This is a genomic window from Paracoccus stylophorae, assembly GCF_028553765.1.
GTDB classification, from domain to species: Bacteria; Pseudomonadota; Alphaproteobacteria; order Rhodobacterales; family Rhodobacteraceae; genus Paracoccus; species Paracoccus stylophorae.
Genome location: NZ_CP067134.1, coordinates 2,477,329 through 2,491,859, shown reverse-complemented (window position 1 = coordinate 2,491,859; position 14,531 = coordinate 2,477,329). Strand labels below are relative to the sequence as shown.

Sequence of the window (14,531 nt, the reverse complement as noted above, 5' to 3'; positions counted from 1 at the left end):
TCGTCCAGCATCGGGACGGATTTCCACAATCCCACGCCCGAGCGAAGATGAAAGTTCACTGGAGTAACAGACATGCTGAAAACATCCGCTTCCCTCACGGCGCTGCTGCTTGCGGCCGTGCTTGCCGGCACGCCGGCCCTCGCCGCGACCGAGAACGCCCACGATGGGCATGGCGGCGCCGAGTTGGTGCTGTCGCTCGACGACGGACAGAAGTGGCAAACCGACGCGCCGCTGCGCGCGGCGATGGAAACCATCCGCAACGCCGTCGCGCCCGTGGCCGCCGACGATGCAGCGTCCTCGGCAGAATACGGGGCCCTTTCCGCTGCCGTCCAATCACAGGTGGACTACATGATCGCCAACTGCGAGCTTCCGCCCGACGCCGACGCGCAGCTTCACGTGTTGCTGGGGCAGGTCATCGAAGGCGCAGAGCAGCTCGCAAGCGATGAACCGCAAGCCGGTATGACGGCCGTCGCCGGGGCGCTCGAGGCCTATGAGGCGCATTTCGTCCATGATGGCTGGGAGCCGCTCGCACACTGAGCCTCTCCACTCTCGTCGCAAGGGGCATCGGGCGATCTGCTGAGTGAGATCGCCTTTCCTGCGGGGTTTCCGCGCCAAGACAAATTTCGCGCGAGACTGGAACATGAAAACGCGTCCGAGGGGCACCCACCAGCCCCTTGCCACCTGATCAACCCGCTATTTCTTCGAACGTCGCCGCTCTTGCACCCTGCCGGGAGCCGATATTCACGTGATGACCCGGTAATCCGGGCGCCGCTGCGGTGTCGAGAGCGCGGCGCGCAGGCTGGCCAAAGGGCGCCCCCCCGGCTACGTCTCGTCGAGAAACCCGCCATCCGGAACGGAGCGGACAGGATTCATGACCTTCGAGAACCACGGCTGAGAAGGAGAACACGATGTCGCAACAGGATGGTCGATCCTCTTCCAATCTCCCCATGAGCGAAGCGTCCGAGCCCGACCAGGCCGGCGTCAGCCGACGCAGCTTGTTGATGGGATCGGCAGGTCTGACGCTCGGCGGCGTTCTTGGCGCACCTGCGGCTTTTGCCCAGCATACGCATGGAGGTGCCGCGCCGACTCTTCATTCCCAAGAGGCGGAAGCTTCAGCGAGCCTCAGCAACCGCCTCTACAGCGTGAACCCGGTCCATCCGAACATGGCGGACATCGCCGAGAACCCGGCCAATGTTCCACCGCCGATCACGCGGCGAGAGCCGGCTACGGTGCGAATCGAACTCGAGGCGATCGAGATCGAGGCACATCTCGATTACAACAGCGTCTATCGGTTCTGGACCTTCAACGGCACGATCCCCGGACCCTTTCAACGGATTCGCGTCGGCGACACGGTCGAGGTGACCCTCAAGAACAATGAAGAGAGCTGGTATCCCCACAACGTCGACTTGCATGCTGTCACCGGTCCCGGAGGTGGCGCGGAGGTGACGACCGTGGCGCCGGGCGAGACGAAGAGGTTCCGCTTCAGGGCGCTGAATCCCGGCCTCTACACCTATCATTGCGCGGTTCCGCCGGTGGCGCTGCACATCGCCAATGGCATGTACGGGATGATCCTGGTCGAACCCGAAGAAGGCCTGACGCCCGTCGACCGCGAGTTCTACGTGATGCAGGGCGAGATCTACACGGAAGAGCCCTTCGGGACCGCCGGCACGCTGACCGAGAGCTACGACAAACTCGTCGAGGAGCGAGCGGAGTACGTCGTGTTCAACGGTCATGTCGGCGCTCTGACGGAACATTACCCCCTGCAGGCGCGGGTGGGAGAGACGATCCGGATCTTCTTCGGCGTGGGCGGCCCGAACTACACGTCCTCGTTCCACGTCATTGGCGAGATCTTCGATCGGGTCTATCTTGAGGGGTCGGTGTCGAGCCCGCCGCTCGAGAATGTGCAGATGATCAAGGTCGGGCCGGGCGGCTCGGGGATCGTCGAGTTCACATGCGAGGTGCCGGGTCGTTACGTCCTGGTCGATCACGCCCTCTCCCGCGCGGAGCGCGGCTTGGCCGGGTACCTGTTCGTCGAGGGCGAGCCGAACCCCGAAATCTTCACGGCAATCGACGCGGACGGCAACCCGATCGCCCCCATTGAAGACTGAGTCGTTGTGGCCCGCCGGAAGTCGGCGGGCCACGTTCAGCCGCACAGCGCCAACACCAGGTCACGTCGACGTGAGACACTTTGCCGGTCCGCCTCACGCAGGCGTTATGGATCATGATCCCCATTGTTCTTGAAGGGTAGCAGTGGGCAGCTATTATCCCGCGAAATACAACGAAAAAAATATTGAAAGGTGGGACATGACACAGGCAGATCGATCGAGCGGGCGCCGACAGTTCTTGACAGGACTGATGGCCACGGCGCTCGTCCTTCCCGCCGGACGGAGCCTCGGACAGAATATCGACCCCTATACCGGAATGCCTGTCTACGGTTCCGCCGGAGGGGCCGCCCCCGACCTCGGCGTGTTTCAGGTAGACCCGAACGCCGATCAACGCCGCAACCAGTCGTCATTTCGCGCCTGGCATTGGAGCGATTTCTATCCGAGTCTGGGAAAGGGCGTCATCCTCGCTGATGTGACCTCGCGGGCGCTGCATTACTGGTCTGCCGATGAATCGGTATACTTGTTGTTCCCTACAGCGGTGCCCGTATCAGAGGATCTGACCCGCAGAGGAAAGACCGAGATCGTCAGAAAAGCGGAAAACCCTCCGTGGACCCCGACCCCGAGCATGCGCGAGAGAGATCCTTCGCTGCCGCAACGCGTCGAAGGAGGCGTGCCAGAAAATCCGCTGGGCGTCCGCGGCCTTTATCTTTCATGGCCTGCATATCTGATTCACGGAACCCACGACACCCGGAAGATCGGCCGCAAATCGTCGAACGGATGCTACGGTCTCTATAACGAGCACGTCCTGCAACTCTACGAGGTCGCCGAGATAGGCACGCAGGTCGCTGTCTTCTGATCTACCATCGAAGGGCGGAGCCGGAGACATCTCCGGCCCGCCCTCACCTCCGGCCCCATGATATCAGGCGTAGATCATCACCGGCACGCCCAGGCGCAGCATCGCGAAGATATCTTCGACTTCTTCGTCGCTGACCGTGATGCAGCCCGCCGTCCAGTCCCGCTTCTGTCTGACCAGACGATTTCCCTCCGGCCCGCGGCCATGGATCATGATATCACCGCCCGGATCCAATCCGAACTGCTCCGCGAAAGCTCGGTCCCGCTCATTCGGATAGGAAATCCCGACCGAAAGATGGTATCGACTGCGGGGATTGAAGCGGTCGATGTAATAGAGGCCCTCCGGGGTCTTCCCATCGCCCTCAAACTGCTTGTGGCCGATGGGCTGGTTTCCCAGTCCGAAGTCATACGCTTTCAGGACCGTCTGCCCGTTGAGCAGGTACATTCGGCGCCGTTCCTTCTGAACGACGACCTGTGTCACGGGGGGGCCTGAGTACCTCTTGAAGACCGGTGCTGGGGGTTGCGTGCCGCACGCGGTCAGTGCCGCGAGCATCGTGAGCGAAAAATGACGGCGGTTCGGTCGGAGCATCGGCAATTTCTATCATCCGGAGATTATTGCGCGGCGGGGTAGTGCGAGAACACCTCCACCGAGCCATCCCGCTTAACAAGATTGACATCGTAGGCTTTACGCTTGTTTTCGGGTCCCATCCCTGGACTGCCATAGGGCATGCCGGGAACGGCGAGGCCTAAGGCATCCGGCCGCTCCTTCAGAAGGCGCTCGATGTCGGCTGCTGGAACATGGCCTTCTATGAAATAGCCGTCGATCTCTCCCGTATGGCACGACAACTGACTGGTCGGGACGCCCAAGTCCATTTTGTGCCGGATCAGAAGGGCACCGTAGCGTTCCTCGGACGTCACCTCGAAGCCGTTCTGGCGCAGATACTCGGTCCACTGGGAACAACATTCGCAGCCGGTCCCTTCGACCACATGGACGGTCCCGCGATCGGCGGCCATGGCCGCCGAGGTTGTCGTCAGCAGGACCGCCACGCCCTGCGTGAAGCGTCGAATACGATCAATCATGGTTGCTCCTTGTCCATGGCGCGCCGGATCTTGGGAACGGCGAACCTGCGGTCCTCGTGAAAGTCGATGATGCTGCCAAAGCTTCCGTCGGCCCGGAACATGAACACACCGGCAGTATGGTTCATGGTGTAGTAGCCTTCTCCGTCCTCGATGCGCGCAGCCTTCGCACGGAAGTCGGCAAGGATGCGGGCGACCTCGGCTTGTGTTCCCGTCAGACCGACGATGCGCGGATCAAAATAGTCGAGATAGTCCGCGAGAACCTCCGGCGTGTCACGCTCGGGGTCTACCGAGATCAGTGCCACGTTGAGGCGGTCGGCGTCAGTTCCCAGCTCTTCCAGCCAGAGCGAGATATCCGAGAGCGTGGTGGGGCAGACGTCGGGACAGTGAGTGAAGCCCAAGAAGGCCAGGGTAGGCCGGCCCACCCAGTCCTGAGGACGCACCGTGGCACCCTTGTGATCGGTCAACGTCCAGCCATGCTCTCGCAACGGCAGCGGCAGGAGCATGTGTCTTGAAGCCTGCGCGGGCCGCCCCGGCCCGTCCACGCGCCACCAGCCCAGGCCCAGCGTGAAGGCGAGCGCGGCACCCGTGCCGCCGACAAAGAGGGCGCGCCGCCTCACCCGCAGTCCGGGCCCTGTGAGGCGAGAGACAGGATCTCAGCCTCCACGGTGACGGGACCAGCACGCTCGAAGGTGAGCGTCACAGGGAAGGTCCCGCCCTCCTTCAAGGGAGCAGTGAGGTCCATCAGCATGGCGTGGAGTCCGCCGGGTTCCAGCGCGACCGTGGCGCCCGCCGGGACCGGAATCGCCATGACATGCGGCATCGTTGCGATCCCGTCCTCCATGACCGACTCGTGCAGCATCGGCATGGCAGCGGCAGGCGTGGCGATCCCCGTGAGGGTGTCGTCCTCCACGCCGTCGTTCCGGATGGTGACGTACACGACGCCGGGACGACTCGTGCCGATCGAAGCGCGCGACCAGACGCCCGACACCGCAAGATCGCCCGCCTGAACCGCCTCGCAGGCGGCGGAGGCCGTACCAGGGATGGCAAGAAGGGAAAGGACGAAGAGGAGCTTCATGCAGGGACCTCAGAGACGTGAGCGGAGATCGGCGAGGATATTGGCGGCGGGCGTGCCGTAGTCGTACTGGCGCAGCCAGTCGCCATCAGGACCGATCAGGTAGAGGGCGGAGCTATGTGCCATCGTATAGCCGTCCGGCGCGACGGGAACCGCCTCGCGGGCATAGAAGATCTTGAAGCTGTCGGCGGCGGCGCGCGTGGCGGCCGCGTCGCCCGTGAGCCCCAGGATCGAAGGGTGAAATGCCGCCGTGAACGCCGCGAGCTCCCGTCCCGCGTCCCGCTCGGGGTCAACAGAAATGAAGAGCGGCTGGATCTTCCCGGCATCGGGGCCGAGATCATCCATCACCGTCGCAACCTCGGCCAAGGTCGTGGGGCAGACGTCGGGGCAGCTGGTGAAGCCGAAGAAAACCAGGAGGAAGCGGCCGCGGAAATCTTCGGACTCGACCTGCCGGCCCGCCGGATCGGACAAGGCAAAGGTGGGCCGGAGCGTCCCCTCAGCAACCGTCTCGTACGATGGCAGCGGGCGCGACAGCACGAGGCCGCCATAGCCCACCGCGGCAAGTGCCGCGGCGAACCAGAGTGTCTTCTGCAGTCTGCTCAGTCTCATCGGTCCAACACTGGTCCCTGGCCTGTTCGCCAATGGTAAAGGCCACAGCAGCGTGCACTTCAACCTTGGAGCGGCGCACATCCTTGTGTGAGCAGGAAATGCCTCCGGAAATGGCCGCTTTCCTCAGACGGCGGCAACCGCCTGACTGACGGCGTCCTCCAGCGACCGCTGACTGACGTTCTCGAGCCGGCGGCCGTTCAGAAAGAACGTCGGCGTAGCCCTGATCTCCAGCGCCTCGACATCGGTGGCGTCCTGATTGAGCACGCCGGTGATCCCCGGAAACAGACGATCGCCCTGGGCCCGTTCGAGGTCGAGGCCGGCTTCCGCGGCAATCTGCCACGCGCGATCCATCTGCGGGCTGTCATGGATCGCCCAACGCGGCTGCTGATCGAGCAGAGCGTCCAGAATGGGCTCGAACCGGTCCTGCATGCGCGCTGTCTCCAGGATGCGGACGGCCTCATCGGAGCCTTCGTGGAATACCGTGTACCGCAAGACTAGGCGCAGCTGCGTCGGATAGCTGTCCCTCAGCCGCTGCAGAACGGGATGGAAAGCACGGCAGGCCTCGCAGGAAGGATCGAAGAATTCGACCAGGGTCACAGGAGCATCAGTGGGGCCAAGAACGGGGGCATGACGGGGCGTCAGCCGCGACTGGTCGACCGATGGGGTGTTCGCCGGCAATTGGGCGCTGTTGGCCGCGCGACCGCGTTGAACGAGTACTGCACCCCCTCCAAAGGCAGCCACGGCGGCAGCTGCAGTCGAGATGACAAGCGTTCGACGGTTCATGTGCGGGATCCTTTCATGAGGGCAAGAGCAAGAGTGATGGCCGCGAAGGCCACGAGGGACAGGATCGGGATCGGCAGCCCGGCAATCGTCATCGCAGCGTCGGTGCAGGACGGGCCGTCCTTGACGCAGGGCGCGACACGCTGCGGGACCAGGCCGAAGTAGAGCCCGCTGTGCCAGAGGGCGATCGCGCCGCCGGTGATCGACAGCGGCAGGGCATAGGTCCGCACGGCGCTGTCGCCCTGAAGGCAGGCGATCCCGAGGATGAGGGCCAGCGGGAACATGGCGATGCGCTGATACCAGCACAGAACGCAGGGCATCTGCCCCAGCACCTCGCCGATGAACAGCGCGCCGAGCGTCGCCGCCATCGCCACCAGCCAGGCTGCGTAGAGGGGCATGCCCGCAGACAGCGCGGCAGCATTCCGGTCATCCATGCGATTTCTCTCTCAGTCCGGCTTGGCGTAGCCAGCCGGCGACCAGCAGCGAGGCCCCGAGCGTTATTGTCACATCGGCCAGATTGAAGGTCGGCCAGTGCCAGCCCTGCCAGTGCAGATCCAGAAAATCCGTCACCGCCCCTTGTCGTATCCGGTCCAGCACGTTGCCGATGGCACCCCCCGCGATCAGCGCGAACGCGATTGCCTCCGGCACGGTACGGCTGCGCAGGGCCGTGAAGGCGAACACCAAGGTCAGCGCGCCTGTCAGCGCGGCTGCCAGCATCGGACGTCCGGACAGCAAACCGGAAAACATTCCAAAGCTGGTCCCTTCGTTGAAGCCGAGGGTCAGGTTCAGCACCGGAAGGATCTCGATGATGCGCGGCGGCCGCATGACAAATTCGAGGATCATCCACTTGGACAGCTGATCGACGAGAAATGCGGTCACGAGGGTGGCGACCGCCCAAGCGCGCGGCGGCTGTGTCACGTGCTTCATGGCTGCTCCGGGGCCTCGCTTGTGGACAAAGCTTCGCCATGCGGAGAAATGGTGCCCTCCGGTGGATCCACCTGCACGGTAATATGGTCCAGCGAGAACTGCTCGCGGAGTCGGGACGCAACCAGGGCCGGCAGTATCAGCGGGTCGGCGCCGGGTGCGGGCTGAACATGGACAGTCGCCACGACCGAGTCGTCGGTCAGGGTCCAAGCATGAAAATGTCCGGCTGCGGCGACCCCTGGAAGGGTTCGCAGGTCCGCCTCTGCCGCCTGCACGTCCATCCCTTGCGGGACGGCCTGCAGCAGTACCCGCAACGAGTCGGCGACCAGCGTCCAGGCCGAACGCACGACCAGAAGGGCAACCAGGACCGACAGAATCGGATCGAGGATCATCCAGCCCGTCAGCATGATCCCGATCGCCGCAGCGATCGCACCGACGGAGCCGAGAAGATCGCCCACGACATGCAGGAAAGCGCCCCTGAGATTGCTGTCCGACTTGTCGCCGCGCGACAGATACCAGGCGCCGAACAGGTTTACCGATAGGCCCACGCAGGCGATGATCAGCATCGGCCCGGCCATCACCTCGATCGGCTGGCCGACCCGGCTGATGGCTTCCCATACGATCCAGGCCACCAAAAGCAGCAGCGAAGCTCCGTTCGCCAGCGCCGCCAGGACCCGAACACGCTGGAAACCATAGGTCCGCGTCAGGTCCGGCGCGCGGCGGGCAACACGATACGCAATGAGCGCCAGCAGCAGCGCCGCCGCATCCGAGATCATGTGTCCGCTGTCCGCGACCAGTGCCAGCGAACCCGAGATCCAGCCGCCGACTGCCTGTACCAGCGCGTAGGCGGCGGTCAGCACGAACACCGCCCGCACGCGGGTGATGTTGTCGGCTCCAACCTCGGCTCCGTGGTCGTGTCCGACCTTTGACTCGCTCATTTCTACTGCTCTCGCCTGTACTCTTTCCGGCTGTGTCGGCTCAGCTCATTCGCGTGGGGTTGAAGCCCAGAAGCCTGAGCGCGTTCAGCGTCACCAGCACCGTAGCGCCGGTATCTGCCAGAATGGCGATCCAGAGCCCCGTGATACCCAGCACCGTGGTGACGAGAAACACCGCCTTGAGCCCCAGGGCGAGGGTGACGTTCTGGCGTATGTTGCCCATGGTGGCGCGCGCGAGCCGGATCATCGCCGGGATATCGATCACCCGGTCGCGAAGGATCGCCGCATCGGCGGTTTCCAAGGCCACGTCGGTTCCTGACCCCATAGCCACGCCGACATCCGCCTGTTTCAGCGCGGGGGCGTCGTTGATCCCGTCGCCGATCATCATCACGCCACCGTGCTCGCTCATGTCGCGGATCGCCGTGAGCTTGTCCTCGGGCATCATGTCGGCCTGGAACTCCATGCCGAGGCCCCCGGCAATGGCAGCGGCCGTGCGCGGATTGTCTCCGGTCAGGATGACCGGGGCGACACCCATGTCCTTGAGCTGCCGGACCGCCTCGGCCGCGTCCTTGCGGGGTTCGTCGCGCATGGCGATCAGGCCGAGCGGGGTCTTTTCACGGAACACCGCAACGGCGGTCTTGCCCTCTTCTTCGAAGACGGTGGCCTGGCGCAGGCCAGGATCGTCGAGGCCGCCGTTCTCCATCGCATGGCGGGGGGAGGTCACCCAGGCCGCTGCGTCCCCGACTGTCGCGATCACGCCCTTGCCCATCAGCGCCCTGGCATCGCGCGACGGCAGGGCTGCAACGCCCGCTTCCGTGGCCTTGTTCAGGATGGCGATGGCCAGCGGATGGCTGGATCCGGTCTCGACGCCCGCCGCCACGGCCAGAAGCTCGGCCTCGGTGGTGGCGCCGAAGGTCACGATATCGGTAACCATCGGCCGCCCGTGGGTCAGGGTGCCGGTCTTGTCGAAGGCGATGCGGCTGACCTTCGAGGCCGCCTCGATCACCGCGCCACCCTTCATCAGCAAGCCGCGCCGCGCGCCGGTGGATAGCGCCGAGGCGATTGAGGCCGGAACCGAGATGACCAGCGCGCAGGGGCAGCCGATCAGCAGAAGCGCAAGGCCACGATAAATCCAGGTATCCCAAGGCTGAGCGAAGGCCAGCGGCGGCACCAGCACGACCAGCGCCGCCACGGTGACGATGGCGGGCATGTACCAGCGGCTGAAGCGGTCGATGAAGCGTTCGGTCGGCGCGCGGGCCTCCTCGGCTTCTTCGACCAGACGGATGATGCGGGCGATGGTGTTGTCCTCGGCCGCCTTCGTGACCATTACGCGCAGCACGGCCTCGGTGTTGATCGACCCGGCAAAGACCGGATCGCCCGGCCCCCGCGTTTTCGGCATGCTCTCGCCGGTGACCGGGCTTTCGTCGATGCCGGATGTGCCCTTGGCGATCTCGCCATCCGCCGGGACGCGGTCGCCGGGGCGGACGAGCACGAACTGCCCGACCCGCAGGCTGGCGGCCGGAACCTCTTTCGTGACGCCATTCAGTTCAAGAAATGCGGTCTTCGGCACCAGATTGGCCAGAGCCCGAATGCCGTCCCGGGCCTTGCCCGCCGCGACACCTTCCAGAACCTCGCCGACCGCGAACAGGAACACGACCAGTGCCGCCTCCTCGGCCGCGTCGATGAAAAGGGCGCCGATGGCAGCCACGGTCATCAGGCTTTCGATGGTGAACGGTTGGCCCAGCCGCAGGGCGGCAAAGGCGCGTTGCGCCACCGGTGCCACGCCGATCAGGCAGGCGGCGACAAAGGCCCACTTGCCGAACTGAGGCGCCAGCAACTCTATGCCCCAGGCCACCGCCAGTAGGAGAGCGGTAAAGATGACGAGCTTGCCCTTGCCCGTCTGATACCAGCGCTTGCCGCGGTCTGCCGGGTCGTCATGGACATGGCTGGGGCTGCCGTGGCCGCTTTCGTCTCGTGTCGCGGCCGTGCCGGCCTTCGGGCCGCCGGGCATCACAAACTCGTTCTTGGCCGCCGCGGCGCGTGGTGCGATGCCGTATCCAAGGGCCCGGACCGTCTTTTCAACCTTGTCGCGGCCGGTCTGCGCCTCGTCCAGGGTCAGGCGCAGACGCTCGGACATGATGCCGACCTCCACGCCGCTGACGCCGGGGAGGCGCCCGACCGCATCCTTGATCTTGGTCGCGCAGGAGCCGCAATCCATGCCCGAAACGGTCCAGTCGCAGGCCGTCGCTGTTTCCACGTCGGTTCCCGTCATCGTCTTTCCTTCGCCCCGATCGGGCAGTTGCCTTCATCGAATCGGGAACTTAATGTCTCTAGCTACTGTAGCTTCAAGAGGGAATCTGATGCTCACCATCGGAAAACTGGGTGAGGCGGCCGGGGTGAAGGTGCCGACCATCCGCTACTACGAGCAGATCGGCCTCCTGCCCGAGCCGGAGCGCAGCGCCGGCAACCAGCGTCTATACGGAAAGTCCGCACAGGATCGGCTGGCTTTCATTCGCCACGCGCGCGAACTCGGGTTTCCGCTGGACGCCATCCGCGACCTTCTGAGCCTCTCCGACCAGCCCGACCAATCCTGCGCAGCCGCCGACATCATCGCGAAGGAGCAACTCGCTGCGGTGAAGGCCCGGATCGCGCAGCTGACGGCGCTGGAAGCCGAGCTGGAGCGGATGATCCGGCAATGCGCACAAGGGACCATCGCCGACTGCCGCGTAATCGAGTCGCTGAGCGACCATTCCCACTGCGCACATGACCACGACGTGCCGACGGCGGCGGCTGAATGACGGCGCTGCCGACCTTGACGATCTATGCCGCCGCGGCTTTGGCGCGAGATCGCGGGCTGTTTCGCCATTGTGGCGCCTCGGCGCCTCCGCGGCTTCGCTCGGGCCGGGCGTGGCGAGCCTGATCGCCTTCGGCCGGTTCCTGGCGCAGATCGACTCCGAAGCGTCTGCATCGTGGCGTCGATCCTCTGGACGTGGCTGGCCGAGCGACCCGATCGCCCGGACGTGACAGGCGGCCGCGTCTGCCTTGCGGGCGCTGCCGTGAACCCGCCCGGCCCGCGCAGCGCTGGGCATAAATCCACGCGCCGCCCTCGAACTTCTGGGGACCAGAGGAACCAAAACTGTCTCTCGACCGATTCTTGGGCAAAGGGCTACCCTTTTCCGGCGAGGATCGAGTGGTTTGCGCCTGCAGGGTGGATGGAGCCGCCTTGATCCGCCGGCCAGTACGAACGGAGGCGAACCTGATGTCCAGAAAACTGTCAAAGGATCCGGATGAACGTCAGCGCCGTACGCTCTGGACGGTTCTGCTGCTGAATGTTGCCATTGCGTTCGGCTTCTTCGCGACCGGCGCACTGGGCGACTCCAGTGCGCTGATCGCCAACGGTCTGGACAACACCTCCGACAGCTTCGTCTACGCCATCAGCCTTTTCGCGCTGTCTCGTTCGGACAAATGGAAGCGTTGGGCCGCGAACTTGTCGGGGGGCCTGCTGCTGATTCTGGCGGTTGGCATCCTGATCGATGCTGTTCGTCGCTACTACACCGGTTCCGAGCCGCTCGGCCCGCTCATGATTTCCATGGCGCTCATTGCCGCGGTCGTGAATGGCGTCTGCATCCGGCTTCTTGGTCGACTCGAGGATCCGGACGTGAATGTCAGAGCGGCCAACACCTTCAGTATCAACGACTTCATTTCAAACGGCGGAATTCTCGTCGCAGGCGGTCTCGTCTGGTGGCTGGGCAGCAATTGGCCCGATCTGGTGGTCGGTATCGCCGTCGCCGGCGTCGCCGCTTGGGGCGGCATCGGAATCCTGCGCGACGCGCATGGCGAGCACCACAAGGCGGTCCATCAAGGTGACGCCGAGACCTGAGAGAGAAGACGATGCCTCACGATCACGGCCACGCCCATATCAGCCCCGCGTCCCGCGACCGGCGGGTCACCATTGCTTATCTGGGCCAACGCGCTTGACCGGCGCCCAGATTGTCTGCCGAATCCTCTCGGGCAGCCTCGCCCTCAGCGCCTTCGCGCGCGCAAGATCGCACGGCGGCCGGCGGACGAGCGCATGACCTTCGGTCATGATCGGATCGACGTTGTCGCAGCAGGCTCACCAGCGATCTCCAGTGTCTTCCTCGGGCGGCGGACAATCTCGTACTGGATTTCGGGCTCGCCGTACTGCAGGCAGTGCAGTTCCCGCGTCATGCCGCGAACCGGGCCCAAGCAAGTTCCATGACCTTCAGTTCGAGATCGTCGAGCACCTCTACGTGCAGTTCGACGCCCCTTCGCCTCACTGACGTAGCAAGAGCCCGGCTACCGGCGCGCGCGGGCGCGCTCAGAGGAGGTCCCGGCCGGCGCGAATGTAGCCCATCGGATCGACCGCTTCACCGTTCACGCGCACCTCGTAGTGGAGGTGGGATCCCGTGGAGCGGCCCGAGTTACCCATGTCGCCGACCCGCTCGCCGCGCGCAACTTCCTGGCCCACCTCGACGCGGATGGCGTTGAGGTGCGGGTAGCGGGTCTCCAGACCGAAGGGGTGGCGAACGATGATGATCCGCCCGTAGCCGTTCTGCCAGCCAGCGAAGGTGACGACCCCGTCGGCCGTGGCGTAGACGGGGGTGCCGACAGGTCCTGCCATGTCCACGCCTTTGTGCATTCGCCCCCAGCGCCGGCCAAAGGGCGAGGTGTATCGGAAGGCGTCCTGGACCGGCATGGCGAGCGGCAGCGATTCGAGGGCCAAGCGGTAGTGGCTGAGTTCGTCGAGCCGCTCAAGAATGCGGTTCGCGCGCACGGTCTCGTCGTCCAGAGAGGCCATTCCCCTCGTGGAGACCGCCACCCCAACCAAGGCTTCCTTCGGGGCTGAGTGAACATCGCCAGCGGATGCGAGTACCGCCTCCGAGTCCAGTCCGGCTTCACGGAGCACCTCGTCGAGCGGCTCCACCGAGGCGATCAGAGCCTTCTCGATCTGATGCAGGATCCGATCACTCTCCGACTTTCTCAGCCGCAGATCGAACTCCAACTCGCCGGCAAGACGAACGGCCTCCTTGGCCTTGGTGGCGGCCTGATCACGCTTGACCACCGTTTCAGCCAAGGCGAGGGTCAGTAGGTCGAGCGTGGCAGCGAGTTCCTCAGATCTCGGATCCTGCGACGCAGCCGCCGCAGACACTGCGGCATCGCGCTCGTCCATCGTACGGCTCAGAGTGGCCTGGGCTGCCTGAAACTCGCTCTCCATCTCGTGGCGGCGGGTCTCGAGCGCAAGAAGGTTGCTCTGCATTGACGAGATCTGCTTCATGGCGGCTGCAAACCGCTCTTGGGCGGCGAGCGCTTCCATCGCCGCCTGGTCGCGCTCCCTGCCGAGTGCCTCAAAGAGCGCCTGCTCTCGCTTGACCTGCTCGCGCATGGTTAGGGAGCCGATGGAGTTCATGATAAGGACTGACGTGACCGTCAGGCACCACGCCACCAGAAACGCTCCACCAGCCCAGGCGAGGGCCTGCCTTGCGGGGCTCAGGCGAACGAACCGGACATGGTCGCCGTACCGGATGAACAATCTTCGCTCGGGAAGGGCGCAACCCACAAGCTTGCGTAGTCCTCGGATCGATCGAAGGGTCAAATGTCGTCGTCCCACGTTGACGCGGCCTTGCCCGCCGTCCGAATGTCCGCTTAGTTGGGAGACACTCGCCTCGCAACCACCCTTCTCCTTTCGGTCAGCCGACAAGAGCCGAAGACGCACAAATCGGCGGAAGGCTGCCTGCGGACCTGTAAAAGGAACCCGGTTGCCACGGGTGCAACTAGCCCCGTAGCCGGTCGCCATGACTCAGCGATCGCCCTTCCGCTACTTCAAGACCTCGCCCGAGAGCCGTAACGCCACCGTCCCGCGAGGGGAAGGAGGTCGAAGCCGGGGAACTCTCGCGCTTGCGCGTCATTCGTTGTGGAAGCGGGGCCCATCGACGTCAAAGCACAATCTGAAGGAGATCGCCTGGAATTCGCACTAATGAATCAACGTGTTAAAGGGCAGAGAAGGTTCGACGGCAGGCCCATCCCCTCCGCCACTTGCACCCGCGAAAGCGTTCTCCCGATCCGGCCGCGGCCGGATTTTTCCGTTGTTTTCAAGGGTTATGCGGGATGGGCTGAACACTGACCCTGCCGCCAATAGGCCTGAAAGTGTTCTCT

Annotated in this window: 16 protein-coding genes and 1 pseudogene; 6 read left to right on the top strand and 11 right to left on the bottom strand. The window is 64.5% G+C overall.

The window, feature by feature from the left end:
• The first annotated feature begins 72 nt into the window (after positions 1–72).
• From JHW45_RS12295 to JHW45_RS12285, 3 genes are all read left to right on the top strand, one after another.
• Positions 73–537, top strand: coding sequence for a hypothetical protein (locus tag JHW45_RS12295; protein WP_272857904.1), 465 nt, complete (start codon positions 73–75; stop codon positions 535–537).
• A 371-nt stretch (positions 538–908) separates the two neighbouring features.
• Positions 909–2,108, top strand: coding sequence for a copper-containing nitrite reductase (nirK, locus tag JHW45_RS12290; RefSeq protein ID WP_272857903.1), 1,200 nt, complete (start codon positions 909–911; stop codon positions 2,106–2,108).
• A gap of 196 nt (positions 2,109–2,304) precedes the next feature.
• Complete coding sequence (locus JHW45_RS12285) at positions 2,305–2,961, top strand: L,D-transpeptidase (protein ID WP_419181865.1); 657 nt, start codon at positions 2,305–2,307, stop codon at positions 2,959–2,961.
• Between the two features lie 63 nt (positions 2,962–3,024).
• On the opposite strand, the gene JHW45_RS12280 is transcribed toward JHW45_RS12285, so the two are convergent.
• The 10 genes from JHW45_RS12280 to JHW45_RS12235 all read right to left on the bottom strand — a co-directional run bounded on the left by JHW45_RS12280 (position 3,025) and on the right by JHW45_RS12235 (position 10,629).
• Positions 3,025–3,546: a L,D-transpeptidase family protein gene (locus tag JHW45_RS12280; protein ID WP_419181798.1), complete on the bottom strand. Its 522-nt coding sequence runs from the start codon at positions 3,544–3,546 to the stop codon at positions 3,025–3,027.
• A gap of 23 nt (positions 3,547–3,569) precedes the next feature.
• The gene (locus JHW45_RS12275) at positions 3,570–4,025 is read right to left on the bottom strand and encodes a DUF411 domain-containing protein (RefSeq protein ID WP_272860608.1); all 456 of its coding nucleotides are present in this window, start codon (positions 4,023–4,025) and stop codon (positions 3,570–3,572) included.
• 8 nt (positions 4,026–4,033) lie between these two features.
• Positions 4,034–4,654, bottom strand: coding sequence for an SCO family protein (locus JHW45_RS12270; protein WP_272857901.1), 621 nt, complete (start codon positions 4,652–4,654; stop codon positions 4,034–4,036).
• Positions 4,651–5,112, bottom strand: a complete 462-nt coding sequence (locus tag JHW45_RS12265; RefSeq protein WP_272857900.1) for a copper chaperone PCu(A)C — start codon at positions 5,110–5,112, stop codon at positions 4,651–4,653. The genes JHW45_RS12270 and JHW45_RS12265 overlap by 4 nt, the downstream gene beginning before the upstream one ends.
• Before the next feature lie 9 nt (positions 5,113–5,121).
• Entirely contained in the window at positions 5,122–5,718 is a 597-nt protein-coding gene (locus tag JHW45_RS12260) for an SCO family protein (RefSeq protein ID WP_272857899.1), read from the bottom strand.
• 123 nt (positions 5,719–5,841) lie between these two features.
• Complete coding sequence (locus JHW45_RS12255) at positions 5,842–6,501, bottom strand: DsbA family protein (protein ID WP_272857898.1); 660 nt, start codon at positions 6,499–6,501, stop codon at positions 5,842–5,844.
• Positions 6,498–6,932 (bottom strand): disulfide bond formation protein B, encoded by a 435-nt coding sequence (locus JHW45_RS12250; RefSeq protein ID WP_272857897.1) that lies wholly within the window; start codon positions 6,930–6,932, stop codon positions 6,498–6,500. Before JHW45_RS12250 ends, JHW45_RS12255 begins: the two co-directional genes overlap by 4 nt.
• Positions 6,925–7,425 carry a signal peptidase II gene (gene lspA, locus JHW45_RS12245; RefSeq protein WP_272857896.1) on the bottom strand — a complete coding sequence of 167 codons (501 nt, stop codon included), beginning with the start codon at positions 7,423–7,425 and terminating at the stop codon, positions 6,925–6,927. The genes JHW45_RS12250 and lspA overlap by 8 nt, the downstream gene beginning before the upstream one ends.
• Positions 7,422–8,360 (bottom strand): cation diffusion facilitator family transporter, encoded by a 939-nt coding sequence (locus JHW45_RS12240; RefSeq protein ID WP_272857895.1) that lies wholly within the window; start codon positions 8,358–8,360, stop codon positions 7,422–7,424. The genes lspA and JHW45_RS12240 overlap by 4 nt, the downstream gene beginning before the upstream one ends.
• Before the next feature lie 40 nt (positions 8,361–8,400).
• A complete protein-coding gene (locus JHW45_RS12235) occupies positions 8,401–10,629 on the bottom strand; it encodes a heavy metal translocating P-type ATPase (protein ID WP_272857894.1) in 2,229 nt (742 codons plus the stop codon).
• An 88-nt stretch (positions 10,630–10,717) separates the two neighbouring features.
• Between JHW45_RS12235 and JHW45_RS12230 the strand changes: the two genes are divergently transcribed.
• From JHW45_RS12230 to JHW45_RS12215, 3 genes and pseudogenes are all read left to right on the top strand, one after another.
• Positions 10,718–11,155 carry a MerR family transcriptional regulator gene (locus JHW45_RS12230; RefSeq protein WP_036700253.1) on the top strand — a complete coding sequence of 146 codons (438 nt, stop codon included), beginning with the start codon at positions 10,718–10,720 and terminating at the stop codon, positions 11,153–11,155.
• Between the two features lie 461 nt (positions 11,156–11,616).
• Positions 11,617–12,237: a cation efflux transmembrane domain-containing protein gene (locus JHW45_RS12220; protein WP_052042060.1), complete on the top strand. Its 621-nt coding sequence runs from the start codon at positions 11,617–11,619 to the stop codon at positions 12,235–12,237.
• Positions 12,238–12,248: 11 nt separating this feature from the next.
• Positions 12,249–12,468: pseudogene (locus tag JHW45_RS12215) on the top strand (cation diffusion facilitator family transporter); the annotation flags it as partial.
• 228 nt (positions 12,469–12,696) lie between these two features.
• On the opposite strand, the gene JHW45_RS12210 reads toward JHW45_RS12215, so the two are convergent.
• Positions 12,697–13,935: a DUF5930 domain-containing protein gene (locus JHW45_RS12210; protein WP_336385787.1), complete on the bottom strand. Its 1,239-nt coding sequence runs from the start codon at positions 13,933–13,935 to the stop codon at positions 12,697–12,699.
• Positions 13,936–14,531: the final 596 nt, after the last annotated feature.

What these genes read in the sequence shown, in the direction of transcription:
- JHW45_RS12220 (WP_052042060.1), top strand. Translation starts at nt 11,617, where the DNA reads ATGTCCAGAAAACTGTCAAAGGATCCGGATGAACGTCAGCGCCGTACG.
- JHW45_RS12265 (WP_272857900.1), bottom strand. Translation starts at nt 5,112, where the DNA reads ATGAAGCTCCTCTTCGTCCTTTCCCTTCTTGCCATCCCTGGTACGGCC.
- JHW45_RS12280 (WP_419181798.1), bottom strand. Translation starts at nt 3,546, where the DNA reads ATGCTCCGACCGAACCGCCGTCATTTTTCGCTCACGATGCTCGCGGCA.
- JHW45_RS12235 (WP_272857894.1), bottom strand. Translation starts at nt 10,629, where the DNA reads ATGACGGGAACCGACGTGGAAACAGCGACGGCCTGCGACTGGACCGTT.
- JHW45_RS12230 (WP_036700253.1), top strand. Translation starts at nt 10,718, where the DNA reads ATGCTCACCATCGGAAAACTGGGTGAGGCGGCCGGGGTGAAGGTGCCG.
- nirK (WP_272857903.1), top strand. Translation starts at nt 909, where the DNA reads ATGTCGCAACAGGATGGTCGATCCTCTTCCAATCTCCCCATGAGCGAA.
- JHW45_RS12240 (WP_272857895.1), bottom strand. Translation starts at nt 8,360, where the DNA reads ATGAGCGAGTCAAAGGTCGGACACGACCACGGAGCCGAGGTTGGAGCC.
- JHW45_RS12260 (WP_272857899.1), bottom strand. Translation starts at nt 5,718, where the DNA reads ATGAGACTGAGCAGACTGCAGAAGACACTCTGGTTCGCCGCGGCACTT.
- JHW45_RS12295 (WP_272857904.1), top strand. Translation starts at nt 73, where the DNA reads ATGCTGAAAACATCCGCTTCCCTCACGGCGCTGCTGCTTGCGGCCGTG.
- JHW45_RS12285 (WP_419181865.1), top strand. Translation starts at nt 2,305, where the DNA reads ATGACACAGGCAGATCGATCGAGCGGGCGCCGACAGTTCTTGACAGGA.
- JHW45_RS12255 (WP_272857898.1), bottom strand. Translation starts at nt 6,501, where the DNA reads ATGAACCGTCGAACGCTTGTCATCTCGACTGCAGCTGCCGCCGTGGCT.
- lspA (WP_272857896.1), bottom strand. Translation starts at nt 7,425, where the DNA reads ATGAAGCACGTGACACAGCCGCCGCGCGCTTGGGCGGTCGCCACCCTC.
- JHW45_RS12250 (WP_272857897.1), bottom strand. Translation starts at nt 6,932, where the DNA reads ATGGATGACCGGAATGCTGCCGCGCTGTCTGCGGGCATGCCCCTCTAC.